Genomic DNA, 16,052 nt, shown 5'->3' with positions numbered 1-16,052 from the left:
AAACGCCTTGCTTGTGATCAAGATGAACTATTTTCACCATATTCCAGAAAAAAACGGAACAATCCCCGTAAAGTTCTAAAGAACGGCCTGAATACTCACTTTTCTATACAAACTTCTTCGTTTTGCTGACCTGTTCGTGACTTTATTGATTACTTTGAGGGGGTTTGGACTCTTCCATTTCTAACGAATGATCTTCGTTCTCTGTCTCCACTTGCGCTACTTCTTCATCATCTTCTGACTCAGAAAGTGCAAAAGCATAACGTTCGATGACGGACCATAGTTCATCTTTACCCAATCCTGTTTCAGATGAAAACAGTACAAAATCATCTTCCGGTACAAAGCTCAAACCATGTTTAACGATTTTGATATGCTTGTCCCATTTACTACGTGGAATCTTATCGGCTTTGGTAGCAACGATACATACATCCCGTTCATAGTATTTAAGCCACTCATACATAATTACATCGTCTTTGGAAGGTGGATGGCGAAGATCGATTACCAGTACAACCATACGTAATGTTTCGCGTTCGAGTAAATATTTTTCAATCATTTTACCCCATGCTTCACGCTGACTTTTGGAAACTTTGGCATACCCATATCCAGGAAAATCGACGAAATACATCGATTCATTGATCATATAGTAGTTTAGATGTTGTGTTTTACCCGGTGTTGCACTGGTACGTGCCAGGTTTTTACGGCTAATCAAACGGTTAGTCATAGAAGATTTACCTACATTAGATCGTCCTGCTAGAGCAATCTCTGGCAACCCATCTTCCGGGTATTGGTTCGGACGCACCGCGCTAATAATAAATTCCGCGCTATTTACTTTCATAATTACAAGTTCCCCTTTAGTTAGAAGTTGAAAGTGAATCGCTGACCTATTAGCTTCAATCGCTCCATAAATAGATTATTTTGTCGATCGCTGTTAAGGTCGAATATCTTGAAATACTGCTAATCGCAGTAGATATTCGACCTTAAAGGCGAGCGCTTCGCTTCTATCAAATAATTCTATTTATTTCGCTACGTGCTAAAAAAGGTATGCTATCCCTTACAACGGATTAGTAATAGTATAGCACATCAAATAAACGGAATCGCTCTATTTTACTGCTTATAGAACGATTCCGTTGGTAGTTTGTTATTAAATTGAGTGGTTTAGATTAAAGGCTGGATCGTTTCAGGTGTTTCTTTGGGAGCGATAAGAGCTTCTTCTAGCACCTGATCCATATGAGATACAGGCACAAAGGTAAGATCGTTTCTTACGCTTTCCGGGATATCACGTAAGTCGCGTTCGTTATCCATCGGAAGTAGGATTTTTTTGTAGCCTGCACGGTGAGCAGCTAATGTTTTTTCTTTGAGACCACCGATAGGGAGTACACGTCCACGCAGTGTGATTTCACCTGTCATGGCGACTTCTTTAGATACAGGGCGACCGGTTAGAGCCGAGATTAGTGCAGTTGCAATCGTAATACCGGCAGAAGGACCGTCTTTAGGGATAGCGCCTTCTGGAATATGAATATGGATATCATTTTTCTCATGGAAATCGTCTGCAATATGCAGGTCTTTAGCTTTGGAACGTGTGTAACTGAATGCAGCTTGCGCTGATTCTTTCATCACATCGCCTAATTTACCTGTTAGCATTAATTTACCACTACCCGGTACAACGGTGACTTCAATCGTTAGCGTTTCTCCGCCTACTTCTGTCCAAGCAAGTCCAGTGACACTACCGACTTGATCTTCTTTTTCAATCAGACCATAACGGAATTTAGGTACACCTAGATAATCTTTGATTTGATCCGGTTTAATAGAGACTTTTTCTAAATTATCAGAGACGATTGCTTTGGCTGCTTTACGACAAAGTGCAGCGACTTGTTGTTCTAGATTACGTACACCCGATTCACGTGTATACTCACGAATCATACGTAACAGTGCATCTTCGCCAATTTCTAATTGCTCAGGAGTTAGACCATGTTCTTCGGTCTGCTTAGGCAATAGATACTGCTTAGCGATCTGCATTTTCTCAAGTTCAGTATATCCAGGAATAGAAAGCATCTCCATCCGATCCAATAACGGACGAGGAATACTTTGCACACTATTTGCTGTTGTCACAAACATAACGTTGGATAGATCAAATGGCACTTCAACAAAATGGTCACTAAACGTATTGTTTTGCTCGGGATCAAGCACTTCCAACAATGCCGCTGAAGGATCTCCACGGAAATCAGAAGCCATTTTGTCGATCTCATCCATCAGGAAGACAGGATTGGTCGAACCTGCTGTTTTCATTCCTTGAATAATACGTCCCGGCATCGCTCCTACATACGTACGACGATGACCACGAATCTCAGCTTCGTCACGCACACCACCAAGTGAGATACGAACAAATTCGCGTCCTAAAGACTTGGCAATCGAACGTGCTAATGACGTTTTACCAACACCCGGAGGCCCTACAAGACAAAGAATAGGTCCTTTTAGCTTTTTCACTAATTTCTGTACTGCTAAATATTCAAGCACCCGTTCTTTGGGCTTATCAAGTCCATAATGATCTTCGTTCAAAATCGCTTCTGCATGATGAAGATCCAGATCATCATCTGTCGATTTCGACCAAGGTAAGCTGATTAACCAGTCGACATAGTTACGAATAACACTACCTTCAGCAGAACTGGCAGGCATTTTCTCCAGACGATCGATTTCTTTTTCAATCTTTTCTTGTACTTTTTCAGGTACCGAAATTTCGGATAATTGTTGACGTAACTCTTCGACTTCGCCAGCTCGACCTTCTTTTTCACCTAGTTCTTTTTGGATCGCTTTCATTTGTTCACGCAAATAATATTCACGTTGCGTTTTTTCCATTTGCTTTTTGACACGTTGATTGATTTTGCGTTCCAATTCTAATACTTCACGTTCATTATTCAAAATATCTAACAAACGTTCCAGACGCGCACGAACATCAACCGTTTCCAAAATATCTTGTTTGTCTTTGATTTTGATCAACAAATGACTGGTAATCACATCTGCCAATCGACCGGGTTCTTCAATATCAGATACCGCTGCTAATGTCTCTGGCGTTACCTTTTTGGACAAATTAATATAATGTTCAAATTGAGTCAATACGGTCCGCATCAATGCACTGACTTCCGGATCATTGGTTTCTTCTTCCGGTAGTTCCTTTGCTTGCACTTCATAGTATTCTTCATTATCAATATATTGAATAATCTCTGCACGTTCCAAACCTTCTACCAGTACACGAATCGTTCCATTAGGCAGCTTCAACATTTGTCTGACTTTAGCTACCGTTCCGATTCTAAAAATCTCATCCTGGCTCGGCTCTTCGATGCTGACTTCCGATTGCGAACAAAGAAGAATTAAATTATCGTCAACCATCGCTTTTTCTAATGCCTTTACAGATTTATCTCGTCCTACATCCAGATGTAATACCATACTTGGATAGACAAGTAGTCCTCTCAAAGGCAGTAAAGGAAAACGACGCCCCTTATTTTTATTTGGTCCCATCGCTTTCATCCTCCTATGCTTGTGCGTATCATACTGCCTATATCATTCCTAGTTTACCAAATATCACATTGAAAAACCAATGATCCTCCAACCGATCTGATTTTGCAGAAATTCATGTAAAAAAAGATACTGATTGAGGCAACTTCCTCCACCAGTATCTTTACGTATGCTTTATTACATTAGTCTATACATTTACTTCGTTGCAGGTGCATGACGCTCTTCACGACCCGGAATTTTCCCTGTCGCTTCAAACGCTACAACAATCGCATCGATTTCTTTTTTCAATTCTACAACCATATCTGCTTCGGGTACTTTGCGGATCATTTTACCATAGCGGAAAAGAAGTCCTTCTCCACGAGCACCAGCGATACCGATATCGGCTTCTTTCGCTTCACCTGGTCCATTTACCGCACAACCTAGTACAGATACTTTGATCGGCACTTTCAATTTGGAAATATACTCTTCAACTTCATTGGCTATTGAAAACAGATCAATATCCAAACGTCCGCAAGTCGGACAAGATACCAATGTTGCTGCATTCGTAATCAAGCCGAATGTTTTGAGTAGTTCACGAGCTACTTTTACTTCTTCTACAGGATCGGCACTCAATGAGATACGAACAGTAGAACCGATACCTAGTGCTAAAAGTGCACCAATACCCGCAGAACTTTTGATCGTTCCTGCATTCAATGTTCCTGCTTCTGTAATTCCTAAATGAAGCGGATAAGGAATCACTTTCGCTGCTTGACTATAAGCTTCGATCGCCATAGGCACATCAGATGCTTTAAGGGAAACGATAATATCATGGAAATCCAATTCTTCCAAAATACCGATATGGAATAATGCACTTTCTACCATTGCTTCTGGTGTTGGGTAACCATATTTCTCAAGCAAATGATTTTCCAATGAACCGGCATTAACACCGATACGAATTGGAATATTTTTTTCTTTACATGCACGTACAACAGCTTCGACTTTATCACGTCTACCGATATTACCCGGATTAATACGTACTTTGTCGATTCCATTTTCAATCGCAAGTAAAGCTAATTTATGATTGAAATGAATATCCGCTACAAGAGGGATATGAATGCGTTTTTTGATTTCTTTGATTGCCGCTGCTGCTTCTTCGTTGTTGACTGTTACACGAACCAACTGACAACCTGCTTCTTCCAGACGTAGTATTTCAGCTACAGTTGCTTCTACATCTGCTGTTTTGGTGGTACACATACTTTGAATCAGAACTTCATTACTGCCGCCAATTGTCAAATCTCCGACTTTGACCGGTCTTGTGTTTTCTCTCAAAAACATTTTTTTTGCTCCCTTACATGTGGGCTTAATCGCAAACCAGCCTTCATCCTGCAAAGGAAAAAGGCCGGCGCGTTATCTATGAACATCATAGAAGAAACGCATACTCAACCATTGATCGTTAAGTTATTATGCACTTTCTTCTTGCTTTTTATCTTTGCCTGTCTGTAACTCAGGAACCACTTTATCCTCAACAACTTGCTGAGTAATCACACATTTGGTTACATCATCACGAGACGGTACTTCATACATCACATCAAGCATAATGCTTTCGATGATGGCACGAAGTCCACGAGCACCAGTGTTACGTTTGATCGCTTCACGGGAAATCGCTTCAAGTGCACCTTGTTCAAATACTAATTCTACATTGTCCATTTCCAACATTTTGGAATATTGTTTTACCAATGCATTTTTAGGTTCAGACAAAATGCGTACCAATGTTTCTTCATCTAGTGGTTCTAGAGCAGAAATAACTGGTAGACGTCCTACAAATTCAGGAATCAAACCGAATTTAAGCAAATCTTCTGGCAATACCATACTTAGGTATTCGCCTGCTTTCAATTCTTTTTGACCTTCATTGTTAGAGTTAAAACCGATTACTTTTTTACCGATCCGGCGTTTGATATATTGCTCAAGACCGTCAAAAGCACCACCTACGATAAACAAGATGTTAGTGGTATCGATTTGAATAAATTCTTGATGAGGATGCTTACGTCCGCCTTGTGGTGGAACAGAAGCAACCGTACCTTCAAGGATTTTCAGCAATGCTTGCTGAACACCTTCACCGGATACATCACGAGTGATTGAAGGATTTTCAGATTTACGAGCTACTTTATCAATTTCATCGATATAAATAATACCGCGTTCTGCTTTTTCTACATCATAATCAGCAGCTTGGATTAGTTTGAGCAAGATATTTTCAACATCTTCCCCTACATAACCAGCTTCTGTTAATGAAGTTGCATCTGCAATCGCAAATGGTACGTTCAAAATACGAGCCATTGTTTGCGCAAGTAACGTTTTACCAGAACCTGTTGGTCCTACAAGCATAATGTTACTTTTTTGCAATTCTACATCTTCAATTTTACTTTGTGAATTTACACGTTTGTAGTGATTATATACAGCTACAGACAATGATTTTTTCGCTTGATCTTGTCCAATAACGTATTGATCCAAAATCGCACGGATTTCTTGTGGTTTTGGGATATCTTTAAGATCTAACTCTTCTTCATGTCCCAATTCCTCTTCTACGATCTCTGTGCAAAGTTCGATACATTCGTCACATATATAAACACCAGGACCTGCTACAAGCTTACGGACCTGATCTTGAGATTTTCCGCAAAAAGAACATTTAAGCTGTCCTTTTTCATCATTAAATTTAAACATGTAAGCACCCCTCTTTAGCTTGTGATCGGACGAGTGAGAATTTGATCTATAATTCCGTAAGCTTTCGCTTCCTCAGCTTCTAAGAAATAATCGCGATCGGTATCTTTTTCAATCTTGTCTAAAGATTGCCCCGTACGTTCTACATAAATTTGGTTCAATTTTTGACGTGTTTTGATAATCCATTCAGCATGGATTTTCATATCTGATGCTTGTCCGCTAATACCACCAAGCGGTTGATGAATCATCACTTCACTGTTCGGCAATGCATAACGTTTACCTGGTGCACCTGCTGTTAACAACAGTGAACCCATACTTGCAGCCATACCGATACAGATCGTAGATACATCTGGCTTAATGAATTGCATTGTATCGTATATACCCATCCCTGCTGTGACAGAACCACCAGGAGAGTTGATGTATAGATGAATGTCTTTCTCTGGATCTTCCGCAGCTAAAAACAATAGTTGTGCAATAATGAGATTGGCTACATCATCATCAATCGCCGTGCTCAGAAACACGATACGGTCTTTGAGCAATCTTGAATAAATATCGTAAGATCGTTCACCTCTACTGGTTTGTTCGACAACCATAGGTACTAGACTCATAAGACCAACCTCTTTTCTTTGTCATAAAATATAGGGCATATAAAAATGCATAGAAATAATGACACAGAACCATTTTAACATGTACAAGGTCTCATGTCATTTTTTCAGTGCTAATCATTTTATCTATAAATAGGTAAAAATAAGGCACGCAAATGTATACGTGCCTTATCTGAAAAGGTTGCAAATATTTGCAACGTTCATATAAAGTTAAAAATTACTCAGCTTTCTCAGCAGCTACAGGCTCAACTTCTTTGCTGTTGTCTACCAAGATTTCGATTGTTTTGCGCAATTTGATTTCGTCAGAAAGACTTGCAAGAGAACCATTCGCAGCAAGAATGTTACGAACTTCTTCAGCATCACGTTGGAATTGTCCAGCCATTTTTTCCAATTCCGCAGTTACTTCTTCTTCAGAAACTTCGATATTTTCTTCTTTAGCGATTTGTTCCAACACTAGGTTGTTACGAACGCGTTTGGAAGCTTCTTCTTTCATTTGCTCTTTAAGATCATCTGTTGTTTGACCAGAGAATCCTGTGTACATTTCAAGGTTCATACCTTGTTGACGAAGACGGTTGTCAAAATCACGAACCATGTTTTCTGTTTCGGAGCTGATCATCGCTTCTGGAATTTCTACTTCAGCATTTTCAGCTGCTTTTTCTACTGCTGCTGATTCTTTTGCTGCTTTTACTTCGTTTTCTTTACGAGTAGCGATTTGAGATTTCAAATCTGCTTTGAACTCATCAAGTGTATCAAATTCACTTACGTCTTTAGCAAACTCATCGTCCAATTCAGGAAGATTTTTGCGTTTGATTTCGTGAACTTTTACTTTGAATACTGCATCTTTACCAGCAAGTTCTACCGCATGGTAGCTGTCTGGGAAAGTTACACTTACGTCTTTGAAGTCGCCAGTAGCCATACCAACTACTTGCTCTTCAAATCCTGGAATAAAGGAGTTAGAACCCAATTCAAGAGAATAACGCTCTGCTTGTCCACCTTCGAATTGAACGCCATCTACAGAACCGTCGAAGTCGATAACAACAACGTCTCCATTTTCAGCAGCGCCTTCTTCAAGTACAGACAATTCAGCATGACGTTGTTGCAAACGTGTCAATTCTTCGTTCACGTCTTCTTCGCTAACTTCAGCTTTAGCAACTGGTACTTCTAGTCCTTTGTATTCGCCCAATTTAACTTCAGGTTTTACAGTAACTTTAGCTTTAAATTTGAAAGTTTCGCCTTTTGCGAATTGCTCGATTTCGATTTCAGGACGATCCACAGGGAAAATATCTGCTTCGTCAACAGCTTCAGAGTAAGCTTCTGGAAGCAAGATATCGATTGCATCGTTATAAAGACTTTCTACGCCAAAGCGTGCTTCAAAAATAGACCGAGGCACTTTACCTTTGCGGAAACCAGGGATGCTGGTTTTTTTAACTACTGTAGTGAATGCTTTATCAAGTGCCGCGCTTACACGCTCTGCACCTACTTCTACCTCAAGAACCCCAAGGTTCTTTTCTGTTTTTTCCCATTTTGCTGTCATTTCAAGTATTCCCCTCCAAAAAATATTTCACATTGTATAAATGTTAATTTCACGTACAGAATAACCATTATAGTATATACAACTATCGATGGTTTTTCAAGCGTGATTCCTTTGATGGTCTGGACTCTCTGTTCTTAGATCAAGAACGTGGCAATTGTCCTGACACAAATTGGTGCATAGCGCGATAAGCTTGTTCATAGCGGAAGCGAATATTATCTGTTACCCCGTATAGTAAACGGATACTTTCTTCTTCCTTGCTACCTTCTAATGTCTCAGAAACGGTCTGATGAAGAGCCGCTGCCCAAATATCAAGTTCAGCATCGTCGCCTCTTGCGATCAACTGATAATTAGATGTACCGTATATGCCCATCATAAACTGTGACCATAATTCTTGAGCAAAGTAAAATAAGTTCGGTGCATCGCTTTCCGTCTTATCAGCGACACGCTCCAAAATCTGAATAACCGGTAAAGGAAACTCAGCAGGTTCTAACGGAACATTTTCCACTTCGACTTCAATCCATTCATGATCACGTTCAAAGCTTACATTACCCAAATGCCCACGTCTACGCAACGTTTGCAAAATACGGAATTGAATCAAAGGATGTTGCTTACCTGTCTGCAACCATTCAATCAACTCGTCATCAATCTTCGGCTGATCCAAATAAGATAGCTGTTCAAGTGCTAACAACGTGCGCTCGGTGACAGGCTGTTGCATGGCTGTCTCCAGTAGTTGGGATTCATACGAATGATCTGCTGATTGTTTCCCTTTGATACGATCTCGCATCATTGTATCACTATCTGGATGGTTCTCTTCCTCTTCTTGTTGATCCAAAGAACTATTTTGGATCGCTGCTTCTGGAAAGCTCATCCGTAACCAACCTAATAGCGATTCCCACTCTTCGATTTGCTGGTCGCTTTGTCCCTGACAATGCAGTAAAAAATCAAGCAAAGACATCGCTTCGCCATAACGTTCGGTTTCTAACATATTCGTTAATTCAATCTGATAAAAATCTAACGTTTTGGGAAACAAAATAACATTTCCAGATGATTCTGTATGTGAATTCGTTGAGTCCGTTATAATAGCACCTCCTACATTTCAATGCTAACTGTATATTTAATATTAAGAAAATATCAATATAAGCGTTACGATTTTATGATTATAACATAGCTTGTCCCTGCTTCAAAAAGTATGTAATCGTTCTTCCCTCGTTGCATTACGTTATTTTACAATCTAAAAAAAGTGTTGTCTTACCTATTTATGTTATGCTATAATATTTTTGTTGCGCTTCAAACGCATATTTTATTTGTCTCAGTAGCTCAGCTGGATAGAGCAACGCCCTTCTAAGGCGTCGGTCGGGGGTTCGAATCCCTCCTGGGACGTACCAAAAAGAAGTATTCTATTTCATTATAGAATACTTCTTTTTTTGTGTTTTTATCGGAGTACTGTTCTTTTTTATTATATCCTTCATACATATATGATCAGGATAAAATGCGTTTTTCTCCTTCTAGCGCTTGAATAGGTTTGATATTTTGGGTGAATTCTAATGTTCCCATATAGGTGCCTACTTCATCACGAATAGCAAAATAACGGATATAGATAAATTGATCTTTTAAAGGAATCCAGAAATCTTCGATATCTTTAATCCCTGCTTTGAAATCTCGTAAAAGTTCTTCAACTACATGTACACTTTGCGGAGGATGACAATTTTGCACCGTGCGGCCGATCACTGCTTTGGTTCGTGCAAAGATCCGTTCTTTGCCATGAGAGAAATAACGAACCACATCATTTTCGTCTATAAATGTAAGATCTACAGGTAAATGATTCATCATCAGTTCAAGCTGTTGTACCGAAAGTATACCTGTTGGTAAATGAATATAACCTGAATGTTCTTCTGTAGAAGCTAGAGGTAATGGCTGGCGATCAGGATTCCATTGCAAATCCGATTCTATTAAGCAAAATCCAATCTGATCACTTTCACGAGCGATCGATACCCACTCATCTTCTGTTAATTTGTCCAACGCCATCGGTAATAAAATATGTTCTTCTTTAAAAATCATTTCGCTAACTTCGCGGCTGACTTGCTCTATACAAGCAATCACTTCATCAGCATTGCCTTGATAAGTCGTTAACAACTGTTTGGCTTCTTTAATCGCTCCACGAATCGCATCATCGACACCCCACATTACTTTGGTCGGCCCGAAAATACCGTACTTTTCTAAAAATGGAAAAATTAAATTTTCTTTACGGCTATAATGCTTATCTACATCATACAATAAGCTCAAATCTTCCAGTAATTTAAGACGGTTATGCTCGGCATCTGATTTGCGAAATTGATCTAGATGCAGACTGATAGAGAAATGCAATAACCGTTCTAATTCTGCATTTTCTTTTTTTAATAGATAAACAGGATGTCCGGGTTGTTCTTCTGGTCTGTGAACACGATGAATATCTTGAATCGATCCTTTGAAAATCGCTGCATGTACACTGCATAACCGTTGCACTTCTTCCACAGGAATGCCTTCATCTTCCATTAATGATTGTTCCAAGCTAGAAATTTCTTCGACCGTAATATCACCTACTGCTTCTGTAAATCGGGCTTTCACTTCTTCAGTACTTTTACCTTGATGCAGTTCTTTAATAATTTCTTTCAGCATCTGTTGACGTGTATCCTCTAAGGGGCTCCGATGTTCCCGGTTGTTGATCAGTTCACTCATTATAGTTCAATCCTTCCTTATTGATCATGCTTGGCTATCATTCTGTTTATTGAGAATTATTCTCAAATGAATCGTAACATGTGCCTATATTCAAGGTAGTGATTGTAATCACTATGAGGAGGATGAATAGACATAGAAAAAAACCCATCTTATTGAAGAGAGAAGGGCTTTTTCTTATCTATTGTGTTTGATCTCTAAATTGATAATGTTTGCATATCACTTGGATTGATTAAAATGAACCAATCCATCGATTTTGACAGGTAAGCCGGTACGGATCGATTGGTTAGCCGCGATTCCTGTTAGGATCGAGCGTGCTCCATCCACATGATCGGCTGCGCGGTGAAAAGGATCTTCGACAGGTTCGCCGAATAGATCGTTTAGAAGCACAGGATCGCCTCCACCATGACCGCCTTCTTTTTCTTCCACTTGCACTTCATAGGCTTCAGCGAACATCGGGAACACTTTGATCGTTTTGCGTTTGAGAGCACCTTCGTCTGCTTTTTCTCCGCCTGCATTGACATAAGATTTTTCGACGACTTCCATTTCGATACGTCCTTTGGTTCCGTTAAAAGCAATACGGTATCCTTCCCAGGGCATATACGCATTTAACGAATAGGTTAGCATCGCTTTATTTTTGTAACGCACCACAACACTCATTGTATCTTCAATATTAATTCCATCTCCAAACACACTCTGATCGCGAATATAACCGTCTTCATGTTCGGCATCCAGATACATCGCTTTTAGATTAGGATTGGTATCTAGTGGTAAAGCGAACGGATCATTTTTAGCGACTTCGCTTCCTGTAGAACGTGCATAAAAATTCGTTTCGCCTCGTTCTTCTGCATTTTCACGACCATAAAACAATAAGTCTCCCATCGCAAATACCGTATCCGGCTGTGAACCGATCCAGAAGTTAACCAGATCAAAATGATGGGTCGATTTGTGCACTAATAATCCACCGCTATTGCGCTTGTCTCGATGCCAGCGACGGAAATAGTCTGCTCCATGTTCTGTATTGAGCAACCATTCAAAATGAACAGAAGTGATATCACCAATCGTACCGTCTGCGATTAATTCACGTGCTTTGGTATGATGAGGAGCATAACGATAATTGAATGTCACTCTTACTTTCTGACCGGTGCGTTCAACAGCATCAATAATATCCTGACACTTATGTTCATCTACTGTCATAGGTTTTTCGGTAATTACATCGCATCCCAATTCCAGTGCTTTGATAATATAACGATGATGGGTACGGTCGACACTTGTAACGATCACAACATCTGGACGTTTGTCATGAATCATCTGTTCAAATTGATCTGCGGTATATAGATCTACAGCATGGTAATTGTATTTATTTTGTAGTAATTGATTAGCATGACGGGCGCGAGTGAGATTGATATCACATAGTCCCACTAATTCCGACGTATCTCGATATGTATTTGCTATAGCTCCATAAAAAAATTCAGCCCGTCCACCTGTACCTACTAATACATATTTTTTCAATGTCATGCTATTTTCCCCTCTCATTACTTTATCACTGGTTATAAACAGAGTAGCAAATAAAGCATTATATTTCTCCGCAAATCTTGTTTTATTTCATATATACCGCTTATTTTGTTGTGATATACTCATTTAAAGATAACGCTTACAGATATATGGATAGACTAGGTAAATAAACATGGCACATAAAAACTTATGGATTTTATCGAGCGGGAGGAAGCTAGATATGAATCATGGATATAAGACAGGGTCAAGCTTGACTGATACGCAGACACCGAATGCGCTCACTGTAGAATATGCAGGACGAAGCGATTATTTTACAATGACTCATGAGCATTTTCATCCTCATTATGAAGTGTACATTTTGTTATCAGGTGAGCGGCATTATTTTATACGAGATCAGATCTATCGTGTACAACAAGGAGATCTTGTATTTATCGCCAAAAATGAATTGCATCGTACACTTCCTGCTGAACTGCCTGAACATGAACGGATTGTGATGTACTTTAATGATCATTTTGCTGAACAACATTTTGCCGGACATCGTACATGGATATTATCTTTATTCCAGTCCAAGCAACCTGTTTTTCATTTATCTACACGAGAACAATCTCATCTGAATCCTCTTGTACAACAACTATTGCGTGAGTTAACTGTGCAAGCAACAGGGTATGAATTATGTATGCAGTGTATTGTAACTGAATTACTAATTACTTGTGCCCGTCTGCATCGCGAACAGCCTCAGCTCCCTGCCCCTATCGGAACTGAAGCTCATCAACATATGTCTGAAGTCGCTCGCTATATCAAGTCTCATTATCAGCAAGAGCTCTCTTTACCTTTACTAGCAGATCAATTTCATTTAAGCCCGTCATACCTTAGTCGTATTTTCAAAAAAACAACAGGATTCAGTATCACTGAATATTTGAATACAGTTCGTATACAGGAAGCACAACGATTGTTACGAGAATCTGAGCTTAAAGTTATCGATATCGCAAATATAGTAGGCTTCGGCAACTTTTCGCATTTTGGTAAAATGTTTAAGCATTTATCTCAGGTCAGTCCTCGAGAATACCGGGCTTCTGCCAAACATATAGGTATAAATAGATAAACATGCAGTGTATGAGATGAGCTACCTTTTGCATATGCGATTTTTGAACATACAATAAGTGGTGACTACATAGACTGATGTTGTAACCACTCTTTTTTGAGCAATGCATATTGAAAAGTATTCTCATATTTAGGAGTGCCGTCTTCATACGTGGTCATAGATACAAATTCTACAAAACAACCTTCTTGACGCATTTTGAATCGTTCACATAATTTCTGTGATCTGTAATTATCATCTTCAACATAAGCATATAATCTTCTCGCTTGCATCTGTGTAAATAGGTATTGAAACAACGCCTGCACACTTTCACTGGCATACCCTTTGCCTTCAAACCGAGCATTGAAGTTCCAACCGACACAATACGTATCCGGTTCTTCTTTTAACGCAAATAATTCTCCGATCAACTCATTTGTGTCTTTGAGACAGACAGCGATATACGAATCATCTTTGCTTCTTTTTTGAATTTTTAATTGAGCTTCTTGTAATGTATTGATTTTATCATCGAGAAAACAATTTACCCGCGGCTGTCTTAAATATTCTAAAAGTCCTTGCGCATCTGCTTCGATAAAATGTCTCAATCGTAATCGCTGTGTTTCTATATTTTGCATCATTGGTCTCCTATTGTTTTTCTTTTTGATTTGAGTCTATGTATACCATATCGTAATGAAATGCTATGTTCAAATGAAGCATAAGATAGATTGAAATGATCACTTATTAGAATCACATGGCTATAAGTTGAAATCAAAAAGTTAACATCAAAAAAGCTAGCTTCAAAAAGCCGTAAACCAAACAAAATAAAAAGACTTCGATCTCCACCGATATATCATCTAAGTGTGAGTATAGAAGTCTTTTTATTGTACATGTATTTATGAAACAGGTAAAAATCCTCGTAGCGCAAGAGATACTGTACCATCTTCTTGTTCCAACACTACCCAATTTACAGCGATAGCCTCTTTTAATTGCTCAATTTGGTCAGCAGTCAATGTAATCTCATCCAAGCGACCTTCGCCTTCTGTATAATCATCTTCTTCTTCAAGCAAAAAGCGATAATCCAACCACATTTTCAGTCCTTGAATCGTATTAAATGTGATTCGGTATCCTTCTTTTACTGCTTGTACCAGAGGTTCATTATGCTCTATTGCATAAGTAAACCATTCTTGAAAATCAGTCTGTGATGATGTGATCTGCTCTAATGGAGCGATATCCTGGCGTTCCAAAGCATCGATCAATTGCTCTTGCGTTATTCCATCACGACGTAGACGCTCTAAAATCAATGCGGTACGCTGCGATACTTTCACTTGTTCACTCATACAGATTCCTCCAAAATTAGGGTTAGATGAATAAGTCTTTAATGCTCGTCTCTTCGTACAACTTTCATGTTGGCGAGTACCAGTGCACCTAGTAATACAGCAATCGAGATCGACCACAATAATGTATTGGATGCGTTGGTGTAGTCGATAATGATCAGACGAATAATCGCAGTAATCCCAATATAAATAAAGTAGCGTAACGGGAAATGAAATCCACTTTTAAAATACTGGATAATCAGTGCAATAAATTCGAAATACAAAAAGAATACTAAAAGCTGTTCTGTAAATTCATAATCTGTTTTACCCACATCTGAATCAATAAACATAAAGCTAAAAATATACCATGTTTCTTTAAGAAGAAAAAACGTTAGTGTAAAACCTACTAAAACAAGTGTAGTATTCAATATTCCTTGTAAAATAGCAGGTATTTTATAAATATGACTCATCCACGATTTCAAGGTGATCCTCCTCTATTCTATAACGATCTACGATCTTTTATTTGTATATATTCGTCTATCCATAGATTATACAATCGGAATTGAGAACCCGCAATGAGACTATTCAAAGCTTTACATTCATATTTACATTTTACTTTTTATACCAAAAATGTTTTAAAATAAATATATTGATTAATTTAGTAAATTAAATTATTATAGTTCTGCAAGACCACTTTATATTAGAGGAGTGATTTTCGTATGTCTCAACGCGAAGTACACATTTCTGTAATTAATGTAACTGACAGCGAATTGGTTTTGGAAAGTAAAACGAATTTAGCTCATGGAGAATGGGTGGTTTCTCCGACCAATGTAACAAACAATGCTAAGCCTGTTAATTTTGAAGCAGATTCTGATGGATTCGCAACAGGGGTAGAAGGAACAATTTATTACAAGTTACCTCAAGGAGAAATTACGTTGTACTTTGATGATCCATACGTGGGTTCAGACGGATTTTCTGCACAAAGTAGTTCACCTGCTTATATGGTTCAGGTGATTGGTGGTAGTGGGAATGTATGTAATGTGACTTATCTAGTTAGTAACACATAAGTGAAATCTATCGTTAAGTGATTGTATGCT

The 16,052-nt window shown here is 38.8% G+C and carries 14 protein-coding genes and 1 tRNA gene; 3 read left to right on the top strand and 12 right to left on the bottom strand.

What is annotated here, in order from left to right:
• Positions 1-142: 142 nt before the first annotated feature.
• From yihA to PQ460_RS05715, 7 genes are all read right to left on the bottom strand, one after another.
• Positions 143-832, bottom strand: a complete 690-nt coding sequence (gene yihA / locus PQ460_RS05745) for a ribosome biogenesis GTP-binding protein YihA/YsxC (protein WP_274172024.1) — start codon at positions 830-832, stop codon at positions 143-145.
• Positions 833-1,152: 320 nt separating this feature from the next.
• Positions 1,153-3,510 carry an endopeptidase La gene (gene lon, locus PQ460_RS05740; RefSeq protein ID WP_274172023.1) on the bottom strand — a complete coding sequence of 786 codons (2,358 nt, stop codon included), beginning with the start codon at positions 3,508-3,510 and terminating at the stop codon, positions 1,153-1,155.
• Between the two features lie 192 nt (positions 3,511-3,702).
• The gene (gene ispG / locus PQ460_RS05735; protein WP_204826707.1) at positions 3,703-4,821 is read right to left on the bottom strand and encodes a flavodoxin-dependent (E)-4-hydroxy-3-methylbut-2-enyl-diphosphate synthase; all 1,119 of its coding nucleotides are present in this window, start codon (positions 4,819-4,821) and stop codon (positions 3,703-3,705) included.
• Between the two features lie 126 nt (positions 4,822-4,947).
• Complete coding sequence (gene clpX, locus PQ460_RS05730) at positions 4,948-6,204, bottom strand: ATP-dependent protease ATP-binding subunit ClpX (protein ID WP_069325531.1); 1,257 nt, start codon at positions 6,202-6,204, stop codon at positions 4,948-4,950.
• Positions 6,205-6,218: 14 nt separating this feature from the next.
• Positions 6,219-6,809: an ATP-dependent Clp endopeptidase proteolytic subunit ClpP gene (clpP, locus tag PQ460_RS05725; protein WP_069325532.1), complete on the bottom strand. Its 591-nt coding sequence runs from the start codon at positions 6,807-6,809 to the stop codon at positions 6,219-6,221.
• 214 nt (positions 6,810-7,023) lie between these two features.
• The gene (gene tig, locus PQ460_RS05720) at positions 7,024-8,340 is read right to left on the bottom strand and encodes a trigger factor (protein ID WP_273613393.1); all 1,317 of its coding nucleotides are present in this window, start codon (positions 8,338-8,340) and stop codon (positions 7,024-7,026) included.
• 139 nt (positions 8,341-8,479) lie between these two features.
• Entirely contained in the window at positions 8,480-9,370 is an 891-nt protein-coding gene (locus PQ460_RS05715) for a hypothetical protein (RefSeq protein ID WP_373461983.1), read from the bottom strand.
• Between the two features lie 276 nt (positions 9,371-9,646).
• Between PQ460_RS05715 and PQ460_RS05710 the strand changes: the two genes are divergently transcribed.
• A tRNA-Arg gene (locus PQ460_RS05710) sits at positions 9,647-9,720 on the top strand.
• A 99-nt stretch (positions 9,721-9,819) separates the two neighbouring features.
• Here the strand turns inward: PQ460_RS05710 and PQ460_RS05705 are convergent.
• Positions 9,820-11,055, bottom strand: coding sequence for a DUF438 domain-containing protein (locus PQ460_RS05705; protein ID WP_274172022.1), 1,236 nt, complete (start codon positions 11,053-11,055; stop codon positions 9,820-9,822).
• 216 nt (positions 11,056-11,271) lie between these two features.
• A complete protein-coding gene (locus PQ460_RS05700; RefSeq protein WP_274172021.1) occupies positions 11,272-12,570 on the bottom strand; it encodes a Gfo/Idh/MocA family protein in 1,299 nt (432 codons plus the stop codon).
• Positions 12,571-12,787: 217 nt separating this feature from the next.
• On the opposite strand from PQ460_RS05700, the gene PQ460_RS05695 reads away from it, so the two are divergent.
• Positions 12,788-13,669, top strand: coding sequence for an AraC family transcriptional regulator (locus PQ460_RS05695; protein WP_274172020.1), 882 nt, complete (start codon positions 12,788-12,790; stop codon positions 13,667-13,669).
• A 65-nt stretch (positions 13,670-13,734) separates the two neighbouring features.
• Here PQ460_RS05695 and PQ460_RS05690 read toward each other — a convergent pair whose 3' ends face one another.
• The 3 genes from PQ460_RS05690 to psiE form a co-directional block, all read right to left on the bottom strand.
• Entirely contained in the window at positions 13,735-14,277 is a 543-nt protein-coding gene (locus PQ460_RS05690) for a GNAT family N-acetyltransferase (RefSeq protein WP_274172019.1), read from the bottom strand.
• A 258-nt stretch (positions 14,278-14,535) separates the two neighbouring features.
• Complete coding sequence (locus PQ460_RS05685; protein WP_274172018.1) at positions 14,536-14,979, bottom strand: hypothetical protein; 444 nt, start codon at positions 14,977-14,979, stop codon at positions 14,536-14,538.
• Between the two features lie 38 nt (positions 14,980-15,017).
• A complete protein-coding gene (gene psiE / locus PQ460_RS05680) occupies positions 15,018-15,437 on the bottom strand; it encodes a phosphate-starvation-inducible protein PsiE (RefSeq protein ID WP_274172017.1) in 420 nt (139 codons plus the stop codon).
• Between the two features lie 237 nt (positions 15,438-15,674).
• On the opposite strand from psiE, the gene PQ460_RS05675 reads away from it, so the two are divergent.
• Positions 15,675-16,022: an aegerolysin family protein gene (locus tag PQ460_RS05675; protein ID WP_274172016.1), complete on the top strand. Its 348-nt coding sequence runs from the start codon at positions 15,675-15,677 to the stop codon at positions 16,020-16,022.
• The last annotated feature ends 30 nt before the right edge of the window (positions 16,023-16,052 follow it).

Source organism: Paenibacillus sp. KACC 21273, assembly GCF_028736095.1.
GTDB lineage: Bacteria > Bacillota > Bacilli > Paenibacillales > Paenibacillaceae > Saccharibacillus > Saccharibacillus kyungheensis.
Note: the sequence above shows the minus strand (reverse complement) of the source record. Positions and strands in the feature narration are given on the sequence as shown.